Raw genomic sequence first — 19673 nt, 5'->3', positions numbered from 1 at the left:
TGACTTACATGAATTGGTTCAGCGGTACGTAGTCTTTGACGTACTCGGGTATGCCTTCGCGCCATTCGGACGGCACCGCACGCAGGTCACCCACGCCAAAAGCCGGATTGACGTTCAACTCGCCAAAGCGCTTGCCGTCGATGATGGCGCGCAGGGCCGCGTCGGTGGAATACGCCTTGAAGAAGTACTTCATCGCCAGCACCGCTGTACCCTGGTCTTCTGTCAGCTTGCTTTGGTTAGCGAGCAGGAACTCCTGGAACTCGTCTTCCAGCAGCTCGTCCTTGCTCTTGAAGTACGGAATCAAGCCGAAGATTTTCTGCAGGATTTCCTTCAGGCTCAGGCGACGATCCACACCGGCTGCGCGCCGCAGCTTGTCCAGGTTGAAGTACTCGTTGGGTTTGTCGAACAGGTGGCTGGTCACGTAGTCGATGGCCAGCTCCCATTGCTCGCTTTCCACCTGCTGTTGCAGCGTGGGGTCGGCCTTGACCTGATCCTCGAATTTTTCGAAGAACATCCGGTCGATCTTCATGCCTTCGTAGCCGATTTGCTGCTCGGCCACGTGGAACATGGCATCGGTGCCGATGTGCTCGTACATTCCGCCCGTTGGTGGTGGCTCGCCCCCCTGGCCGTCACCCTCACTGCTGCGCGCCGGCAGCTTGAGCACTTCGTCGTAGTCGAACTTCTCCTCGAAGTATTCGCAGTTGGCGAAGAAGTCGAAGAACTTGAAGCGGGTCTTCTCGGGCTCATTGACCAGTGGCTTCAGATCGTCATCGAATAGCTGCTCAAGAAAGTTGTGCTTGCGCGTGCCGCGCCCCTTGATCTGCACGAAATCGGACGGCGAGTACACCGGCCGCATCAGCGCGAGATTCAGAATGTCCGGGCAGTCGTAGCCGGTGGTCATCATGCCTACGGTGACGCAGACCCGCGCCTTGCTGGTCTTGTACAGAGCGTTGAAGTTGGCCGAGCCCAACAGGTTGTTGTTGGTGAAATTGATGGTGTATTGCTGGGCGTCCGGCACGCTAGAGGTCACTTGCACGGCGAAGTCTGACTGATACTTGCCAGGCCACAGTACGTCCGCCAGTTCGTTCAGGATTTGGGTCAGCTTGGTGGCATGGTTTTGGCTGACGGCGAACACTAGGCCCTTACCGAACTCACCAGTTACTGGATCGCGCAGGCCGTTCTTGATGAAAGTCTGACTAAATAATTCGTTGGTCGCCTTGGAAAAGAATTTCTTCTCAAAGTCCTTGGAGACAAAGCTTTGCTCCTGCTGCCCGTCCTCACCAGCCGGTGCCATCACGGCATAGCCCTTCTCGGACAACAGTTTGGTGGTGATGTCGGTTCGGGCATCTACCACTACAGGATTGATCAGGAAGCCGTCCTTGACGCCATCCAACAATGAATACCGGAAGGTCGGTTGCCCGGAGTCGCAGCCAAAGGTGCGGTAAGTGTCCAGCAGCAGGCGGCGTTCCTGCTCGCGCGGGTCGCGGGTAGTCGGCTTGCTGGCGTCAAAGCTCTTCAGATAGTCGCGGGGCGTTGCCGTCAGGCCCAGCTTGTAGCCAACAAAATATTCGAAGACAGCACGTGCATTACCGCCGATGGAGCGGTGTGCCTCATCGGAGATAACCAAGTCGAAGTCCGTGGGCGAGAACAGGCGCTGGTACTTGTTGTTGAACAGCAGCGATTGCACCGTGGTGACCACGATCTCGGCCTTGCGCCAGTCATCGCGGCGCTCTTTGTAGATAACCGTGGCGTAGTCGTTCTTCAGGTAGTCCTTGAATGCCTTCGCTGCTTGATCCTCCAGCTCCAGCCGATCCACAAGGAACAGCACGCGGCGGGCGTTGCCGGTGCGCAGGAACAGTTTGATAACTGCAGCAGACGTCAGAGTCTTGCCGGTACCGGTCGCCATTTCGAATAGAAAGCGTGTCGACCCTTCAGCCACGGCGTCCTGAATCGCGTTGACCGCTTTTTTCTGATAGTCGCGCAGAAATCGGAGCTTGTTCTTCGCGATGAAAGCCGGACGTTCGTCAGCGTTAATCCAGCCCGCTTCTTTCTCGTAACCCGGCTGCTGAGTCTGGACGATGTAATCGCGCCCGACGGCTTCGGTGACCAAGCGCTTCTGATCAGGTTCGAACTTCTGATAGCTCTTGAGCGAGTCCGGCGTCGGGAAGGCGGTGATGATGTGCGGATTGCCCTGCTGCAGGTCCCAGAAGTAGTGTAGGTTGCCGTTTGACAAGATCACGAATCGGCAGTTGAGCGACTTGGCATACTTTCGCGCCTGCTCCTTGCCGACCAGCGGGTTCTTGTCTTCGGACTTAGCTTCCAGCACCACCAACGGAAAGCTCTTTTCATCGAGCAGTAGAAAGTCAACAAATCCGTTGTTGGTCGATTCGAAGTTGTCACCCAGATCGTTGATCTGATCCTGGCTGAGCTTGACGTTCGGCTCCAACGTCACGTTCGCCTTGCCCTTCGCGTTGTTGAAGAACTGCCAGCCGGCACTCTCCAACAGTTTGTTGATCTTGATGCGTGCGTGCGCTTCCTTCGCGTTCGCCATCTCAGGCCTCCCCCTCGGCTGATTCACCTTGAGTACCCAGCTTCAGATTCTGCGCGCACGTGTATTCCAAAACCGCCAGGAATTTGAACATTAGCTTTGCCCCTCTGCCTTGATCTTTAACCACTTCGCCCCTCGCCCCTTGCCAGTCGATTCGATCACCCCCTCTGATTTCATCGCCCGCAGCACTAGTCGAACCATGTCTCGGCTCACGCCTGGGCAAGCTTCTTCGATCTCCGAAATAGAGAACGGCAGGGTGCGCCCCAGAACTTCCGTCCGCACTCGGTCGCCTTTGCTGCCACGGCCGCGCTCGATGGTGCCGACACGCTCCTCGAACTCACGGTAGGCCCGCAGCAAAGCACCCCAGAAGTAGTCTAGCCAGGGCTTTACGTCGTGCTGCCCCTGGTGCCAGCCCTGCGAGCTGGCTTCCAGCGTCTCGTAATAACCTTCCTTGGTTTTCTCGAAGATGCGTTCCAAGCTGATGTAGCGACCCACGGCATAGTCGAAGTGGTAGAGCAGCAGCAAGGTCAGCAAGCGGGACATGCGACCGTTGCCGTCCGGGAAGGGGTGGATGCACAAAAAGTCGAGCATCGCCAGCGGCGCCAACACCAGAGGGTCGGCCAGGTGCTGGTCCAGTGCGGTGGCGTAGCGCCCGGTCAGATCAGCCATGGCCATCGGCGTGAGATGCGCAGCCACCGGCTGGAAGCGCAAACGCGAAGTGCCATCCGGGTGACGCTCGATGATGTCGTTATTGGTGGCCTTCCAGCGCCCGCCCGCCTGCGGCATATAGCGGTACAGCAGGGTGTGCAGTTGCAGCACCACTCCCTCGCTGAAGGGCATGTGCGTGGCCGATTCGTGGATCAGCGCCAAGGCGTCACGGTAGCCCGCGATCTCCTGTTCGGAACGGCTCTTTGGCGTTGCGTTGCGGATGACCAGAGACTTCAACCGCGAGGGTGAGACGACAACTCCTTCCAGCCGGTTGGATGACTCGGTGGACTCCACCACCGCGATCTGGCGTAGCCCCTTGAGGGCTTCGGGCGACTGCGCAGCGTAGAGTTGCTGCTTACCCTGGTACTCGCCAAGTGTGCGCAACGTGGCGGCCTGAGTGCCATCGAAGCGAAGCGCGGCAAGGTACTCGGGTGTGAGCGAGTGCATGAAAATGTAAACCCAGGCTATCTAAATGGGGTAATCATAGCCATTAAATAGGGCATTGTCTCTAAAAATGCCTCATTAACGGTGTTTGACTACCCCATTTCCTGAACGTATGCGCGGTCGCGAGGGGCCGGCATAGCCGACCAGGAAGGAAATACCTAAAAAAGGGTAATAATTTCACAATTACCCTATTTGCTCCATTGTTTACCCCATTCCCAGGCCCAACTCAGGGCAAAGGCAAATGGCAAGGGAACGGCCCTCAAGGGACAACGGCCCTATCCAGAAAAGGAAAAGACCGCCCCATTCGTTCAGCAACACCCAGCCAACGCTTCCCTATGCCGTGCCACTGCCCTCCGCCACACTCAGATAGTCCGCCCAGTCCTGCAACAGCGTCCTTCTCTGATCCAGCAGCAGCGCCTTGTTGTACGTCGCCCGGACCTTGTTGCTTTCCACGTGGGCAAGCTGCCGCTCAATTGCATCAGGCCGGTACCCGTTCTCATTGGCCCAGGTTGAAAAGGTCGTCCGCCAGCAATGCGGCGTCGTACCCCGGCCCAGGTTCATGTCGCGCATCGCGTAGGTGAGCCGGTTGGGCGTAGTGAAGCCCTGTCCGCTTCGGTGCGGAAACAGATAGCGCCCGCCACCCGTGATGTGCTGCAAGTCTTTCAGCACCGCTATGGCCTGCGTGGACAACGGACTGACATGGTCACGCCGCGCCTTCATCTTCGCCGCAGGCCGACGCCACAGTGCATCCTCAAAGTCGAACTCATCCCACTCGGCATCCGCCGCTTCCCCTGGACGGCAGGCGGTCAGCGCAATCAGCCGCAGGCACAGCGAGGTTTCCGGATAGCCCCGGTAGCCGCGCAACTCCTGATAGAACTTCTGGATTTGCTCTCGCGTCATCGCCGCCTTGCTCTCGCTGAACGGCACGCGCAGCAGCCCACGAAGACTGGGAATAGGATTGGCCTCGACCAGGCCCCGCACCACCGCAAACTCAAAGATCGCCGAAAGATCACCTTTGACATGGATGGCCGCCCATGCACCATGGGCCTTGCACTCCTCCAGCAATGGGCGGATCTGCTTCACGCCGATGTCGCTCATTGGCATCCCATCGAACTTGGGCGACAGGTACTTCCCGATGCGGGACTCTTTCGTGCGGTAGGAACTGAGCGCAAAGACAGGCTTGATCTCGGCCAGGTACGCCTGCGCCACCTTGGCGAACGAGCTTTCCTTTGCGCGCTTGCGTTCCTCCAGCACTTCGAGGTTACGCTGCTTGATCTGTTGCCGCTCATGCGCAGGGTGGATGCCTTGCTTGACCAAGACACGCGCCTTCTCGCGGGCCGCACGTGCCTCCGCAAGGCTTACTTGAGGAAAGCCGCCAATGGCAAAGAGGTTCTCCTTGCCTTGCAGGCGGTACTTCCACCGCCAGAGCTTGCCGCCGGTGGGCTTGACCAGCAGGAACAGGCCCCCGCCGTCTGAAAGTTTCCAGTCTCGATCAGTCGATTTGGCCGACCTGACCTTGAGGTCGGTGAGTAGATTCTCGGGCATCGTTGGACTCCACTGCGGGGAGATGTACCCCCACGGTTGAACACGAGTACCCCCAACGCTACCCCCGAATTTTTCAGACCTCGATGAACAATAGGAACGCTCAGTAGACCGTATTGTTTATGCAACCCATTGATTTACAACGGGCCAATCTGTCTACCAAGCGCTACTGAGCGCCACCGAGATCCAGCAAAAAACGTCAGACGTTGAACAGGAAGTTCATCACGTCGCCGTCGTGCACCACGTATTCCTTGCCTTCGGCGCGCATCTTGCCGGCTTCCTTCGCGCCCTGCTCACCCTTGTACTGGATGTAGTCGTCGAACGCGATGGTCTGCGCGCGGATGAAGCCGCGCTCGAAGTCCGTGTGGATCACGCCGGCCGCTTGCGGGGCGGTGTCGCCCACGTGGATCGTCCATGCGCGCACTTCCTTCACGCCTGCCGTGAAGTACGTCTGCAAGCCCAGCAGCTTGAAGCCCGCGCGAATCACGCGGTCCAGGCCCGGTTCTTCCATGCCCATGTCGGCCAGGAATTCCGCCTTGTCGGCATCTTCCATGTCCGCAATTTCCGCCTCGATAGCCGCGCACACGGCCACGACCGGCGCATTCTCGGCTTCGGCGTACTTGCGAACGGCGTCCAGATGCGGGTTGTTCTCGAAACCGTCGTCCTTCACGTTCGCGACATACATCGTCGGCTTGGCCGTGATCAGGCAGAACGGCTTGATCAGCGCGAGTTCGTCTTCCGTCAGCTTGAGCGAGCGCACCGGACGCGCTTCGTTCAGCACCGGCACCACCTTCTCCAGCACTGCCACCAGCTTCGCCGCTTCCTTGTCGTTGCCCGACCTGGCCGCCTTCGTATAGCGTTGCAGCGCCTTCTCGACAGTGCCCAGATCGGCCAGCGCCAGTTCGGTGTTGATCACCTCGATGTCCGAAATCGGATTCACCTTGCCGGCCACGTGGATGACGTTCTCGTCTTCGAAGCAACGCACCACGTGCGTGATGGCGTCCGTTTCGCGGATGTTGGCGAGGAACTGGTTGCCAAGCCCTTCACCCTTCGAGGCACCGGCCACCAGACCGGCGATGTCCACGAATTCGACCGTCGCCGGCATGATGCGCTCAGGTTTGACGATCTCGGCCAGCTTGCCCAGACGCGGGTCCGGCACTTCCACCACGCCGACGTTCGGCTCGATGGTGCAGAACGGATAGTTCTCGGCAGCAATGCCCGCTTTGGTCAGCGCGTTGAAAAGGGTCGACTTGCCGACGTTGGGCAAACCGACGATGCCGCATTTGAGGCTCATGCTAAATCCTGTCTGGCTTGAAAAGTGCGCGCCGACAAATGCACCGTGGGCGCCCTCGAACGGGCCAGTGTTTGCGTCGCGGAAAGTCCGCTATTGTACCCGTTCTGCCCCCAACAGCGCCGTTATCGGTCTGTGACGGGGCGCCGTCGGCCAGTCAGCGGTCGGTGTATCGCCCGTCGGCCTGCAGGGCTTCGGAGACTGGCAGCGGCGTCGCCGCTCGCGCGCCCGGTGCGCCTCAGCTCAACTGCTTCGCCGAAAAGGTGTCGCACTTGCGCATGTCGCCCGTTTGCAGCCCCTGACGCAGCCAGTACACCCGCTGGGCGCTCGTGCCGTGCGTGAACGACTCCGGCACCACGCGGCCCTGCGACTGCTGCTGCAAGCGGTCGTCGCCAATGGCTGCCGCTGCTCGCAAGCCCTGCTCGACGTCGCCCGGCTCCAGCAACTGATCGTTGGCCTTGGCCGCATTGTTCGCCCAGACCCCGGCGAAACAGTCGGCCTGCAACTCCAGCCGCACCGACAGCGCATTGGCCTGTGCTTCGCTGACGCGGCGTCGCGTTTCGTCGAACTTCTGGGAAATGCCGAGCAGATTCTGGATGTGATGGCCCACTTCGTGCGCGATGACATACGCCTGGGCGAAGTCGCCGCCCGCGCCGAAGCGTTGACGCAACTCGTCGTAGAACTGGAGGTCGATGTACACCTTGCTGTCGCCCGGGCAGTAGAACGGGCCCATTGCCGTCTGCCCGGTGCCGCAGGCCGTGGGCGTCGCGCCCGAGAACAGCACGAGTTTCGGCGCGACATACTGACGGTTGATCTGCTGCGGGAACACCGTCGTCCAGGTGCGCTCGATGTTGCCGAGCACCTTACGGGTAAAGACCGCGTTCGGATCGTTGGCGGGGGCGGCATTCGGGTTGGCGTGGGGCTGTTGCTGCGTCTGCCCCTGAATCATTTGCGAACCCTGGATGATGACGCGCGGGTCGATCCCGAAGAAATACGAGGCGGCGAGCGCCACGACGATCGTGCCGATGCCGATGGTCGTGCGTCCGCCAAATCCGCTGCCCCGGCGGTCTTCGACGTTCTGGCTATCCTGTTCGTTATCGAGGCGCATAGGGGGCTCCCTGTCTGATGGTGCGTGATGTTGCGTGGTGGTGCTAGATGTTGCGACAGCCGATATGCGCCGAAGTATAGCGCCCGCAAACGAAGTGCGACGCTGTGTCCCATGGGCGCTCGTGGGGCAGGGCATCGCTCGTGCGGCCGCCGTGCGACAATACGCCATCTCGTTTTCTGAACCAGTCGGCTCGCGCGATTCAGGCGCTGGCGCTGCATTCGCCGCATGTCTCTAACGCATACCTCCAGCCAAACGCACGATGTCGTCGTCGTCGGTGGCGGTCTGGTCGGCAAGGCCGCCGCCTTGCTGCTCTCGCAGGCACGTCTGTCCGTCGCCTTGCTCGCTCAGCCCGCGGCATCGTCGCTGGCTTCGGGCGACCTGTGGGACGCCCGCATCTACTCCCTGTCTTCGAGCTCGCAAGCGCTTTTCGAACGCATGCGTGTGTGGCAGGCGGTCGATCCCGCGCGGGTGAATCCCGTCTACGACATGGAAGTGTTCGGTGACGAGCGCGGCAGTCTCCATTTCTCTGCGTATCAGGCGTCGGTGCCGCAACTGGCCTGGATCGCGGAATCGTCGAATCTGGAGCGTGCGCTCGACGCCGCGCTGCGCTTCTCCCCGCAAGTCCAATGGCTTGACGCACGCGCCGAAACGCTAGAAGTCGATGCCGCTGCTGCGTCGGTGCGTCTGTCGGACGGCAAGACGCTGCGTGCCTCGCTCGTCGTGGGCGCGGACGGCGCGAACTCCTGGGTGCGCAGCACCGCCGGGCTGGACGGCTCGGTGCGTCCGTACGAACAACTCGGCGTGGTGTGCAACTTCCGCGCGGAGCGTCCCCATCGCGACACGGCGTTCCAATGGTTCCATGACGGCGAGATCATCGCGCTCCTGCCGTTGCCCGATCAGCATGTTTCGCTCGTCTGGTCCGCCGCCAACGATCACGCGCAGCATCTGCTTGCGCTCGATCCCAAAGATCTCGCCGAACGTATCGGCACGTTCTCGCACGGTGAACTCGGACGTCTGACGCCGGTCTCAGCCCGCGCCCAGGGATTCCCGCTCGTGCTCGCGCAGGCCAAGCGCCTGATCGCGCAGCGCGTGGCGCTGGTCGGCGATGCGGCGCACGTGGTGCATCCGCTCGCCGGGCAAGGCATGAATCTCGGACTTCGCGATGTGGCATCGCTCGGCGACGCGCTCGCCGGTCGCGAATCGTTCCGCGATTGCGGCGACGCTGCGGTACTCCGGCGCTACGAGCGCGCTCGCAAGGAGGATATCGGCAGCATGGCGTTCACGACGGACGGCCTGCACAAGCTGTTCGCCACGAGCAGCCCGCTTGCAAAGTTCGCTCGCAATGCGGGCCTCGACAGCGTGAACATGCTGCCCTTCGTCAAGAAATTCCTGATCGGCCGCGCCCTGGGCTGACCCCTTCGGGCGCAAACGCCGACACCTCCGGTCCTGACCGGAAGCGCCGGCCGCGCCTCTCGATCGACACACTTCTGGAGATTTTCGATGTTGCAACGTTTTCGCGCCGCGGCGCTCGCCGGACTGGCCCTCGCCACCGTTTGTGCAGCGACTTTCTCGACGTCTGCCCTCGCACAAAGCAAGTCCGACGCCACGCTCGACCGCGTGAAGAGCGCTGTACAGACCACGCTCGGCACGGATGCCCCGGTCAAGTCGGTCGCGCGCACGCCGATCCCGGGCCTGTTCGAAGTGTCGGTCGGCGGCGAGATCATGTATGCCGACGAGAAGGCGCAGTACGTGATTCTCGGCGGTAACCTGATCGATACGAAAACGCGTCAGAACCTGACCGAAGCGCGTCAATCGGAACTCAACAAGATCGACTTCGCCAAGTTGCCGTTCGATCGCGCGTTCAAATACGTGAAGGGCAACGGCAGCCGCAAGATCGCCGTCTTCTCGGACCCGAACTGCCCGTATTGCAAGCGCTTCGAAGAAACGCTGAAGAATTCGGTCGACAACATCACCGTCTACACCTTCCTGTACCCGGTGCTCGGGCCGGATTCTGACGCCAAGTCGAAAGCGATCTGGTGCGCGCCGGACCGTCTCAAGGCATGGCATGACTGGATGCTCGACAAGAAGGCGCCGCCGACCCCGACGGCCAAGTGCGACGACAAGCCGGTCAAGGACAACTTCGCGCTGGGTCACCAGCTCAACATCACGGGCACGCCGACCATCATTCTGTCGGACGGCCGTCGTCTGCCAGGTGCCGTGCCGGCCGCAGAACTCGAAAAGGCGCTCGCCACCGTCAAGTAATCGCTGGACCGGGTCGGGCCGACGCCTGACCCGGCCCACGACAAGACGAACGCAAGACGAACACCCGACGAACACAAGACGCCGTCATCTCATGAAAGCCACGTCCGCCCCCTCTGCCGTCCGGTACGCGATCGTTCCGAAATCGCCCGCCGCCCACCTGTTCGAAGTGACCGTCACGGTCTCGAATCCCGCGCCGGAAGGCCAGCGTTTCACGCTGCCTGCCTGGATCCCGGGTAGCTATATGGTGCGCGAGTTCGCCCGCAACATCGTGACGATCGGCGCGACGTGCCGCGGCCGCAAGATCGCACTCGACAAGCTCGACAAGCACACGTGGCAGGCCGCGCCGTGCAAGGGCACGCTGATCGTGACCTATGAGGTCTACGCGTGGGATCTGTCAGTGCGTGCCGCCCACCTCGACGACACTCACGGCTTCTTCAACGGCACCAGCGTGTTTCTGCGCGTGGAAGGGCAGGCGCACGCGCCGTGCGAAGTGGACGTGCTGCGTCCGCGCGGCGCCGCATTCAAGGCGTGGCGTGTGGCCACCGCGCTGGCACCGGCAGAAGGCACGGCGGCGCTCGACTTCGGACGCTATCTGGCCGTCGATTACGACGAGCTGATCGATTCGCCGGTCGAGATGGGAACGTTCGTGCATGGCACGTTCAAAGCGTGCGGCGTGACGCATGAAGTCGCCATCACGGGGCCGGTGCCGAATCTCGATCTGGATCGTCTGCTGCGAGACATGAAGAAGATCTGCGAAGCGCAGATCCGTCTTTTCGAGCCGGGCGCCAGCTCGCGCTCGCGGGTGCCGATGTCGCGCTACGTCTTCCTGCTCATGACGGTCGGCGACGGTTACGGCGGTCTGGAGCACCGCGCGTCGACCGCGCTGCTCGCCAGCCGCAACGACCTGCCGGTGCAGGGGCAGGCGCGTATGAGCGATGCCTATCGTGGCTTCCTCGGTCTGGTGAGCCACGAGTACTTCCACACGTGGAACGTCAAGCGGATCAAGCCGGCGGTGTTCGCGCCGTACACGCTCGATCAGGAGAATTACACGCGCCTGCTGTGGTTGTTCGAAGGCTTCACGTCTTATTACGACGATCTGATGCTCGTGCGCAGTGGCGTGATCGCACCGGCGGCCTATTACGACCTCGTCGCCAAGACGGTCGCGAGCGTCTTGCGCGGTAGCGGACGTCTCAAGCAGACGGTGGCCGAAAGCTCGTTCGACGCGTGGACGAAGTATTACCGTCAGGACGAAAACGCGCCCAACGCCATCGTCAGCTATTACACGAAGGGCTCGCTCGTCGCGCTCGCGCTGGATCTGACGATTCGCTCGCAAACGCGCGGTCAGAAGTCGCTCGACGATGTCATGCGCGCGCTGTGGCAACGCTACGGTCGCGATTTCTATCGCGGCACGCCCGTGGGCATTGCGGAAGATGCGGTCCAGCCGCTCTTCGAAGAAGTCTCTGGGCTCGATCTCTCGGAATTCTTCGCCACGGCGATTCACGGCACGCGCGATCTGCCGCTCGCTGCGTTGCTCGAACGTGTCGGACTGACGCTCGCACCGGTCACGCCCGAGAACGGACGCCCGGCGCTGGGCGCCAAGACGGGCAAGCGCGGTGACGAGGTCACGCTCGCGCAGGTGCTCGATGGTGGCGCGGCGCAAGCGGCGGGGTTGTCGGCGGGTGACTCGCTGGTCGCCATCGACGGGTTGCGTGTGACGTCGGGCAATCTCGACAAGTTGCTCGAACGCTATCGCCCGGGCGATCGGGTGACGGTGCATGCCTTCCGTCGCGACGAGTTGCGCGAGACGTCGCTCACGCTCGACACGCCGGAGATCTCGCAGTACCGCATCGCCGAGACGCGTGATCGGGCCGCCGCACAACGTCGCGAGAAATGGCTGACGGCCTGAGACCATCTGTGTGAATGAATCGCTTCGCGCTCGCCCCGGGCGCGAGGCTTCAACCCTCCGCCGGACCCGGCACCGAAGGGTCGCGGTTCTCTTCCGGGCAAGTCCGGGCGACGGCGAGCATGTGCTCGATGAACGCCTGCGTCTTACGGGGGAGAAAGCGCCGGGACGGCGTGACCAGATGCACCGGACTCTCCGGCAGCGACCAGTCGGGCAGCACCTTGACCAGGCGTCCGGCGCGCAGCGCATCTTCGGCCAGAATATCCGTGAGCGCGGCGATGCCACTGCCTGCCAGCGCCATCTCCTTGACCATCCCCATGCTGTTGACCTGAATCGCGCCGTGCATGGTGATGTCCATGCGCTGACGTCCCTTGTGCAACGTGTCCGAGTTGAACAGCCGTCGCGCGCCTTGCAGGATGATGAAGCGGTGCCCTGCCAGTTCGTCGGGCGTGGCAGGCAAGCCCGTTGCGCTCAGGTACAGCGGACTCGCGTACAGGCTGCGCGTGAGCTTCAGAAGCGGACGCGCGACAAGTGTGGAGTCGGAGAGCTGGCCGGCACGAATGGCAACGTCCACCCGCTCGGCAATGAGGTCGACGTGGCGTGAACTCAGATCCACGTCCACGGTGATTTCGGGAAACGCGGCGCAGAACGTGGCGAGCGGCACGGCCAGCCACTGCGCGGCAAAGTCGGCAGGCGCGGTGATGCGCAGGCGTCCGCGCGGCTTGCTCGACATTTGCGACGCGAAGTCGCGCGTTTCTTCCACCTCTTCGAGAATCGGCAGGCAGCGCTCGTAATACGCTTCGCCGACTTCGGTCAGTTCGAGCCGCCGCGTCGTCTTGTGCAACAGCTTCGTGCCGAGGCGCGACTCCAGCCGCGACAGACGACGGCTGACCGTCGCCTTGGGCAGGTCGAGGCGCTCGCCCGCCCGTGTAATGCTGCCCGAGCGCACGACTTCCGCGAAGATCAGCATGTCATTCAGATCGTCAATCATCGCGCGCGCTCCTTGGTGACGCGGTCATTCATCAAAATTACAGTCGACGGGCATTGTTCCAAAAAGGGAACAAACAATTCGATTTTACCGGCTTGTTTCATTTTTGGGGGTAACTAGAATTCATCCCAAGCCGACGCGTAATTCACGGCAACCCCGAATCGGGGGCCTGGCGCGGACGCATTTTCGAACTTTCGGGACCCACCCCCGGCTCTGGAGCCAGTGAAATGACCACGATTCTGCAAATCAATTCCGCCGCCCGCTCGCAAGGCGCCAATTCGACCACGCTCGCCAACGAATCGGTGGCGCAACTGGTTGCCAAGAACCCCGGCGCAAAGGTTGTCGTGCGCGATCTGCTGGCCGATGGCGTGCCGCACCTCGACGAAGCCGTGATCGGCGCATTCTTTACGCCGGAAGAGCAACGCTCGGACGCGCAGAAGGCCATCATCGCCCGTAGCGACGAACTGATCGCCGAAATTCAGGCGGCCGACTACATCGTGTTCGGCGTGCCGCTCTACAACTTCCAGGTGCCGACGCAACTGAAGTCGTACTTCGACTGGATCGCCCGTGCCCGCGTGACCTTCCGTTATCGCGAAGACGGCAGCGTGGAAGGCCTGATCCAGGGCAAGAAGGTGATCGTCGCTTTCGCCCGTGGCGGCAACTACAAGGACACGCCGGCTGACAGCCAGACGCCGTACATCAAGACGATTCTTGGCTTCCTCGGCATGACGGACGTGACGTTCATCTTCGCCGAAGGCTTGTCGCGTGGTCCGGAATCGGCTGCGGCCGCTTTCGCCGGCGCTCGCGAAGCCATCGCTGCGCTGTAATCGTTCAAATCGTCTCCCGCACGCGCAGGTCCCCCATGGCCCATCCGACGCCGCTGCATCCGCGTCCGACGAAGCGTCCGGCGATGTCTGCCGACGCGAGTGCCATCCCGCGCGTGCTTCCCGTCTCCCGTCCCGGCCGATGTGCGGCCGCCGCGGGAGCGGGTGTTTTCGATCAGGTCGAGCACACGGATCCGTTTCTCTCGCTCGACATCTTCCGTCGTCACGGCGCGTGTATTCCTGCGCATCCGCATGCCGGGTGTGTGGTGGCGACATATCTCTTTCCCGATTCCACGACCTCGCTGCGTTGCCGTCACGCCCACGGTGGCGACGACACGGTACGCCCCGGCGATCTGCTCTGGCTCGAAACCAACTGCGGCACGGTGCATGAAGAGGTGCCCGGAAGTGCCCGGGCATCGGTGCGCGGCGTGCGGATGGTCGTCAACCGCGCGGGACGTCATCCGCATGGCGCGCCGGTGCAGACGTCAGTGCGTGCCGAAGCGATGCCGCACTGGCGCGAGGGCGACGTCGAGCTGACGTTGATTTGCGGGCAGTGGGGTGAGCGTCGGGTGGCGCGCGAGGATCGCGACCCTGACGGGCGCGTCACGTTGCTGCAACTCGACTGGCAGGCCGATGCGTTGCGCACGCTTGAGATTCCCTGCGACGGTCGTCGCTGGGTGGCGCTGATTGCGCAAGGTGAAGCGGCAGTCGCCGGCCACGCGATGCGCGCGGAAGGCGGCGGTACCGAAGCGTTGTCGCTGCCCCCGGGCGTCTGGCAACTGGCCGGACGCAGTGGTGCCCGGCTGGTGCTCGCCGGCGGTGAACCGCTAGGAGAACCGGTGGTGTATCGCGGCAACTTCGCCGCGCGCGACGAGGCGGACCTCGTCGCGCTGACGCGTCGCTATCAGCAAGGCTCGATGGGGGCGTTGGCCCCGCTGTGCGACGGGGAAGGGTAAGTCACTGCGTGACACCGGCGTCGGCAAGTGCCTTGCGGATGCGGTCGATCTTGATGGCGTTGTTGTACGTCGCTTTCTCCGTATCGCCGCCCACACCGCCGTAATGCAGCCCGACGATCATGCCGTCCGACAGGCGCACGATGGGCGAGCCTGAATTGCCCCCCCAAGTCGACGAGTCATACGAGAATTGCTGCGGATCGAGGCTGGGATTGACGAGCAGCATGCCCGGCGCGATGCGCTCTGCCGGAAAGGGCACCTGACTGTCCGGGAGCTTGAACATCGTGTCGATCTGCTTATCCGACAGGTAAGTACAATCCTCACCCGCTTCAGCCCCAGCACAACTCACGGGACGTGCCGGATAGCCGATCACGGCCACACGGGAGCCTTCGGTCAGATTGAAGTTCGGCGCCATCGGGGCTGCGGGCGGGAGCGCATTGTCTTCGGTGCGCAGGATCGCGTAATCGTTGTTTTCCCCGTCTTCACCCACCGCTTCGATGGCCACGATGCGCACATCATGTGGCGGCGTGCGCACAGTACAACTCGAATACTCCAGCGGAAACGAGACGCGAAGCAACTGCTTGTCATACAGCCGCCACTTCCCCTGATTGTCGATGTACGCGTACTTTTGCAGTACGTGCCGATTCGTCAGAATGTGCGACTTGCCCACGACGAACGCGGTCGCGCCGACGCTCATGTATTGCGGTTTGGCGTCAGACGTCGGCTGGTAATACTGGAAAATCACGCCGACACTGCGTGCGACCGTGACGAGTGGAGACGCCACGTCGGTGATGTAGTCGCGCCAGCTGTTCCAGGCCGTCATCTTGTCGTCCGCCCACGGCCTGCCCGAGCACAAACCGTAGACGGGACGTGTCACGGCACGAATGGTTTCTGCCGTTGTCTTCAGCGCCTGAAGCGATATGGGCGTGTCGCCATTCAATGCGCGCGTGGCGGCGGCAATGTTGTCCCGCGCCTGTCCGATGTCCTGCACCTTCGCCGAGACTGCCGTCGACTGGGCATTCCTCATCCACGCGGCCTGTTCTTTTTGCAGCGCCAGATCCTGCTGTTTCAACTGCGCTCGGACGTTAAGCGACTCGGCTTCCTGCAAGGCCTGCGTGACGACGGGCGTGGCGGTGTTGATCGCCTGCGACTGCGCGGTGACCGATACGGCATAGCTCGCCAGCAGCGTGCTCGCCACGATCAAAAATGCGGTTCGTTTCATTGTTTCCAGGCCTCCGGAACGGCGCGCACGGCCGCGTCGGCTGCGGCATATTGCGTCTTGGCCTTGTCGAAGTCTTCCTTGAGTTCCTTGAAGAATTCCACGAGATCCGAAATCGACACATGCTTGTCGTTCACGAGCGTGACCAACTGCGCTTCGGCGTCGACGAGTTTGGTGCGCAATTCCACGGGCGACGGGCTGGCATGCAGAGCGTCGTATTCCGCAAGTTGCTCGTTGGCGAGCATGCCAAGTTCGCGGATGCGGATGTCGTCGTCTGCGGCCTTGATGCCCGCGGGCGTGAGCAGCAGTTTGCGGAAGGTTGCAAGCGGGCGTTGCAGCGAGGCGATCTGACGCCGATTCCACGCGCTGGCGATGGTCGACTCCTTGAAGTCGTTGTTCATCACCTCCTCGAACTTGGGGTGGAACTCCTTCACGTACTTGCCGAAGCGCTCCTTCGCCGCCATGTCGTTGTAGGCGGTCAGTCCCGTCTGGAACAGCGCAGCGAGCGCCTTGTATGCCGCGACTGCCGCCGGTATCGCCGCAGTAGCCACTTCGGGTGACACTTCGGTCGACGGACGTCCCTTATCCCAGGCGATCAATCGCTGTTTGAGATCGTCGGCGCACGCCTTCACGGCATTCTTGGGAATCGTGCCGTCGGGCAGGCCGGGCACCTTGATGGGTTTGCGAAGTGCCTGGAATCTCGACCATTGGCCGCCAATGGAGTCATCGCCCTCGGCGAGCACCTGCTTGAGTCCACCGGAGTACGCGGTGTCGAATGCTATGGCGGCGCGCTCGCGGACGAAGTCGTCGGTGCCGGCACAAACGAAGCGGGAGAAGGAGCCGAGCGGGTCGTCGGCGTCGATATCGAAGATGCGAATTTCGCCCGGCTTGATCCGATGCGTCTGCACGTAGTATTCGACGGCTTCGATGCGCCGCACGCGCGGACGGGCTTTCAGTTCGGTGTCGAAAGCGCCTGCGGACGCCTTGACCGCCGCATCGAATCCATCGGCGGCGCTTTGCAGCGTGTCTTTACTGCGGAACTGGATGGCCGAACATCCCGCAAGCGCGGCGATGGCCAGGACGACAACAAAAGACCGCGTGGCGGCAGCACACGCGGTGACAGCGACTCCCCGATTTGCCATCTCGAACCCCCGTACGAACAGGCAAACTGCGTTATGACGAACGTCTTCTGATTGTTGTGATGCGCGGTGTGAACACTCGATCGGTGTCCAATCTGTGGCGCGGCGCCATCATGGCACGCGCACAGCGGCCAGACAATGAAGCGGGGGAAATGAAGCGGATGTTTGAAATCAGGCTTCGCTACAGCGCGAAGGGCGCCTGCGCCAACCGGGGCTGGCACAGGCCTCCTCACTAATTTCTCAATGCAATGTCACTGATGGAAGTTCAGCGTCAGCATGGCGGTACGGCCCGGGGCCCACGAGGCGTAGATCGGGTAGGCGCTCGCGTAGTACTTCTTATCGAAGATGTTCTGCACGTTCAGTTGCAGATCGACGGTGCGCGACACGCGATAGGTCGCCATGGCGTCGAAGCGTGCGTAGCCCGGCGTCCACTTGCGCACCGTGGACGATACCGACGCGTAGGTAAGGCTCGAGAGTGTCATGCCTGCGCCGAGCGTGAGCTTCGGCATCACTTCGTAGTCGGTCCACAGCGTCAGGTTGTGCTTGGGCACCATGACCATCGGCAGGCCGCTCGACCCCGGTGCGGCCGCAGGACCGGCGTCGGTCGTGATCGCGTTCAGGTACGAATAACCGCCGAACACGCGCCAGTGGTTGGTCAGGCTGCCGGCCCAGCCGAGTTCGGCACCGCGCACGCGCTGGCTGCCGGCGTTAATCGTGCCGCCGAGGCCGTCCGACACGCGAGCGTTGGTCTTGTCGGTCTGGAACAGTGCGGCGGTGAGCGACAGGCGCTGGTCGATCACGTCCCACTTCGCCCCGACTTCGATATTGCGGCTGCGTTCGGGCGCGAGGTTGTTGTTCGTCGTGGTGATCTGATCCGTACCGCCGCCCAGACCGCTATTCGCCCCCGGCGGGTTCGCCGACGTGCCGTACGACGCATACAGACTCAGGGACGGCAGGACCTTGTAGACCACGCCCAACTGGAAGCTGAAGAGGTTCGAGAGGTTGTTCAGATCCGGCGCACCGGCCTGCACGGCGTGCACGTCGAAGCGGTCGAAACGCGCGCCGGCGTTGAGGAGCCAGCGCTCGGAGAGCTTCACGCTGTCGAACAGGTAGGCCGATGCAACGTTCGTGCGGGTGTTGGTCGCGGCGCCGGGGAAGCTCTTGTCGCCGTTGAGCACGAGGTTGCCGGTCCAGGGGTTGTCCGGGTTCCAGTTGCCGATGGTCGTGCAGTTGTATGCCACCGAGCACGGGCCGCCCGAACGGATGTTGTTGCCCGCGCTGTCCTGCACGAGATAGCCCTCGTAGCGGCTTTGCTCGTTGCTGAATTCGACGCCGCCGGTCAGCGTGTGCTCGAAGCCGAACAGCGTCGCCTTGCCCGTCAGTTCGGTCTGGTTCGCGATGCTGTTGGTCGCGTACTTCCCGCTCTTGGCTTGCAGGGAAATGATGTTCGAGCTGGCCGACTGGAACTGCGGGTTGGTGGCCACATAATCGAGCGTGGAGCGTCCGACCATCGTGGTGTTCTTGATCTTCCACGTGTCGTTGATGCGGTGCTCGACCTTGATTTCGCCGGTATCGGTCTGGCCGCGACGGTAGTCGCGATTGTTCAGGCCGTAGAACTGATTGCGCTGGAAGCCGCCGTCCGGCGTACCGCCCGCCGAGCGGAACGGCGCGCTGAAGTCCGGCATGTCGTACGAATTCAGGTGGTAGTAGCTGACCGTGACGGTGGTCGGGCTGTTCAGGCCGAATGCCACCGAGGGCGCGATCCCCCAGCGTTTGCTGTAGACGTTGTTGCGGCCGGCCTGATCGGCATCGTGGCCCATCACGTTCAGGCGCAGGGCGGTCTGGTCGTTGACCTGACGGTTCACGTCCAACGTCAGGCGTTTGTAGCTGTTGGTACCGAAGCCGAGGCTCGCGTTCGTGAAGTCTTCGAGACGCGGCGTCTTGGTGGTGATGTCGATACTGCCGCCCACGGCGCCACGTCCGGCGTAGACCGAGTCGGGGCCCTTGATGACGCTGATGTTTTCGATGTCGAACGTCTCGCGATTCTGCACGCCGGAGTCACGCATGCCGTCGACGAAGATCGAGTTGCGCGATTCGAAGCCGCGAATGACCGGACGGTCGGCGGACGGGTTTGCGGCGGCGTCACCCCCGAGGAAGGTGATGCCGGGCACGGTCTTGAGTGCGTCGGCGAAGGTCGTGGCGTTCGTCTGCTTGATCAGCTCTTCGGGAATGACGGTGATCGAGCGCGGCGTATCGCGCAGGGGCGCGACGAACTTGTACGACGGCAGCGTTTTCATCTGCATCGGCGACGGCACGGCGCTGTCGTTCACCTGCGTGGTCGGCAGGGCGACCGCGGGTGCGGCATTGCCGTTGGTCGCGGGCGTGCCCGCGGCATCCGAGGCGCTCGGCGATGCGCCGGGCGTTGCCTGAGACGATTGTGCGTGAGCGGAAAGGGTGGTGACGCTGCCGGCGACGACAAGCGCGCAGGCGGTGGCGAGCAGACGCTGGCGCGTCTGAATAGCGGTAGACATACGTGTTTCCGGCAATGGCGTCGCCATCGGCCACTTCCCCAGCCGGGCAACGCACGGTTTAGTTATTGGTAATGAGAGTGATAGGAATTCTCATTACGGGCCGGGAGTTTAATGTCTGCCGATTTGCATGTAAACGCTTAACACCGTGTACGCGACAATATATTTTGATTGGCGAAACGCTCGTTGCGGCTGCGTCTGAGGTGAAAAATGTCT

Annotated in this window: 14 protein-coding genes; 5 read left to right on the top strand and 9 right to left on the bottom strand. The window is 62.2% G+C overall.

Features of this window, described 5'->3' with window-relative positions:
• Nucleotides 1-4: 4 nt before the first annotated feature.
• The 5 genes from C5N93_RS07645 to C5N93_RS07625 form a co-directional block, all read right to left on the bottom strand.
• The gene (locus tag C5N93_RS07645; protein ID WP_242558823.1) at nucleotides 5-2551 is read right to left on the bottom strand and encodes a DEAD/DEAH box helicase family protein; all 2547 of its coding nucleotides are present in this window, start codon (nucleotides 2549-2551) and stop codon (nucleotides 5-7) included.
• 90 nt (nucleotides 2552-2641) lie between these two features.
• A complete protein-coding gene (locus C5N93_RS07640; RefSeq protein ID WP_242558822.1) occupies nucleotides 2642-3703 on the bottom strand; it encodes a Fic family protein in 1062 nt (353 codons plus the stop codon).
• Between the two features lie 330 nt (nucleotides 3704-4033).
• Nucleotides 4034-5245 carry a site-specific integrase gene (locus tag C5N93_RS07635; RefSeq protein WP_242558821.1) on the bottom strand — a complete coding sequence of 404 codons (1212 nt, stop codon included), beginning with the start codon at nucleotides 5243-5245 and terminating at the stop codon, nucleotides 4034-4036.
• Nucleotides 5246-5441: 196 nt separating this feature from the next.
• Nucleotides 5442-6536, bottom strand: a complete 1095-nt coding sequence (ychF, locus tag C5N93_RS07630) for a redox-regulated ATPase YchF (protein ID WP_242558820.1) — start codon at nucleotides 6534-6536, stop codon at nucleotides 5442-5444.
• 235 nt (nucleotides 6537-6771) lie between these two features.
• A complete protein-coding gene (locus C5N93_RS07625) occupies nucleotides 6772-7641 on the bottom strand; it encodes a neutral zinc metallopeptidase (RefSeq protein ID WP_150722374.1) in 870 nt (289 codons plus the stop codon).
• 225 nt (nucleotides 7642-7866) lie between these two features.
• Here C5N93_RS07625 and C5N93_RS07620 point away from each other — a divergent pair, with 225 nt between their 5' ends.
• The 3 genes from C5N93_RS07620 (at nucleotide 7867) to C5N93_RS07610 (ending at nucleotide 11809) form a co-directional block, all read left to right on the top strand.
• Nucleotides 7867-9054, top strand: a complete 1188-nt coding sequence (locus C5N93_RS07620) for a UbiH/UbiF family hydroxylase (protein ID WP_242558819.1) — start codon at nucleotides 7867-7869, stop codon at nucleotides 9052-9054.
• An 87-nt stretch (nucleotides 9055-9141) separates the two neighbouring features.
• Nucleotides 9142-9903, top strand: coding sequence for a DsbC family protein (locus C5N93_RS07615; RefSeq protein ID WP_242558818.1), 762 nt, complete (start codon nucleotides 9142-9144; stop codon nucleotides 9901-9903).
• 91 nt (nucleotides 9904-9994) lie between these two features.
• The gene (locus tag C5N93_RS07610; protein WP_242558817.1) at nucleotides 9995-11809 is read left to right on the top strand and encodes a M61 family metallopeptidase; all 1815 of its coding nucleotides are present in this window, start codon (nucleotides 9995-9997) and stop codon (nucleotides 11807-11809) included.
• Nucleotides 11810-11858: 49 nt separating this feature from the next.
• Here the strand turns inward: C5N93_RS07610 and C5N93_RS07605 are convergent, their stop codons facing one another.
• Entirely contained in the window at nucleotides 11859-12797 is a 939-nt protein-coding gene (locus C5N93_RS07605) for a LysR family transcriptional regulator (protein ID WP_242558816.1), read from the bottom strand.
• A gap of 224 nt (nucleotides 12798-13021) precedes the next feature.
• Between C5N93_RS07605 and C5N93_RS07600 the strand changes: the two genes are divergently transcribed.
• Nucleotides 13022-13621, top strand: coding sequence for an NAD(P)H-dependent oxidoreductase (locus C5N93_RS07600; RefSeq protein WP_069343483.1), 600 nt, complete (start codon nucleotides 13022-13024; stop codon nucleotides 13619-13621).
• 35 nt (nucleotides 13622-13656) lie between these two features.
• The gene (locus C5N93_RS07595; RefSeq protein WP_242558815.1) at nucleotides 13657-14574 is read left to right on the top strand and encodes a pirin-like C-terminal cupin domain-containing protein; all 918 of its coding nucleotides are present in this window, start codon (nucleotides 13657-13659) and stop codon (nucleotides 14572-14574) included.
• Between the two features lies 1 nt (nucleotide 14575).
• Here C5N93_RS07595 and C5N93_RS07590 read toward each other — a convergent pair whose 3' ends face one another.
• The 3 genes from C5N93_RS07590 to C5N93_RS07580 form a co-directional block, all read right to left on the bottom strand.
• Nucleotides 14576-15793, bottom strand: a complete 1218-nt coding sequence (locus tag C5N93_RS07590) for a serine protease (protein WP_150722367.1) — start codon at nucleotides 15791-15793, stop codon at nucleotides 14576-14578.
• Entirely contained in the window at nucleotides 15790-16932 is a 1143-nt protein-coding gene (locus C5N93_RS07585) for a hypothetical protein (RefSeq protein WP_242558814.1), read from the bottom strand. Before C5N93_RS07585 ends, C5N93_RS07590 begins: the two co-directional genes overlap by 4 nt.
• Before the next feature lie 248 nt (nucleotides 16933-17180).
• On the bottom strand, nucleotides 17181-19460 hold the full coding sequence (locus C5N93_RS07580; RefSeq protein ID WP_242558813.1) for a TonB-dependent siderophore receptor: 2280 nt from the start codon (nucleotides 19458-19460) through the stop codon (nucleotides 17181-17183).
• Nucleotides 19461-19673 lie beyond the last annotated feature (213 nt).

The organism is Pandoraea sp. LA3 (assembly GCF_022696215.1).
Classification (GTDB): domain Bacteria; phylum Pseudomonadota; class Gammaproteobacteria; order Burkholderiales; family Burkholderiaceae; genus Pandoraea; species Pandoraea capi.
This window is presented reverse-complemented; position numbering and strand designations above follow the sequence as displayed.

What these genes read in the sequence shown, in the direction of transcription:
- C5N93_RS07645 (WP_242558823.1), bottom strand. Translation starts at nt 2,551, where the DNA reads ATGGCGAACGCGAAGGAAGCGCACGCACGCATCAAGATCAACAAACTG.
- C5N93_RS07640 (WP_242558822.1), bottom strand. Translation starts at nt 3,703, where the DNA reads ATGCACTCGCTCACACCCGAGTACCTTGCCGCGCTTCGCTTCGATGGC.
- C5N93_RS07635 (WP_242558821.1), bottom strand. Translation starts at nt 5,245, where the DNA reads ATGCCCGAGAATCTACTCACCGACCTCAAGGTCAGGTCGGCCAAATCG.
- ychF (WP_242558820.1), bottom strand. Translation starts at nt 6,536, where the DNA reads ATGAGCCTCAAATGCGGCATCGTCGGTTTGCCCAACGTCGGCAAGTCG.
- C5N93_RS07625 (WP_150722374.1), bottom strand. Translation starts at nt 7,641, where the DNA reads ATGCGCCTCGATAACGAACAGGATAGCCAGAACGTCGAAGACCGCCGG.
- C5N93_RS07620 (WP_242558819.1), top strand. Translation starts at nt 7,867, where the DNA reads ATGTCTCTAACGCATACCTCCAGCCAAACGCACGATGTCGTCGTCGTC.
- C5N93_RS07615 (WP_242558818.1), top strand. Translation starts at nt 9,142, where the DNA reads ATGTTGCAACGTTTTCGCGCCGCGGCGCTCGCCGGACTGGCCCTCGCC.
- C5N93_RS07610 (WP_242558817.1), top strand. Translation starts at nt 9,995, where the DNA reads ATGAAAGCCACGTCCGCCCCCTCTGCCGTCCGGTACGCGATCGTTCCG.
- C5N93_RS07605 (WP_242558816.1), bottom strand. Translation starts at nt 12,797, where the DNA reads ATGATTGACGATCTGAATGACATGCTGATCTTCGCGGAAGTCGTGCGC.
- C5N93_RS07600 (WP_069343483.1), top strand. Translation starts at nt 13,022, where the DNA reads ATGACCACGATTCTGCAAATCAATTCCGCCGCCCGCTCGCAAGGCGCC.
- C5N93_RS07595 (WP_242558815.1), top strand. Translation starts at nt 13,657, where the DNA reads ATGGCCCATCCGACGCCGCTGCATCCGCGTCCGACGAAGCGTCCGGCG.
- C5N93_RS07590 (WP_150722367.1), bottom strand. Translation starts at nt 15,793, where the DNA reads ATGAAACGAACCGCATTTTTGATCGTGGCGAGCACGCTGCTGGCGAGC.
- C5N93_RS07585 (WP_242558814.1), bottom strand. Translation starts at nt 16,932, where the DNA reads ATGGCAAATCGGGGAGTCGCTGTCACCGCGTGTGCTGCCGCCACGCGG.
- C5N93_RS07580 (WP_242558813.1), bottom strand. Translation starts at nt 19,460, where the DNA reads ATGTCTACCGCTATTCAGACGCGCCAGCGTCTGCTCGCCACCGCCTGC.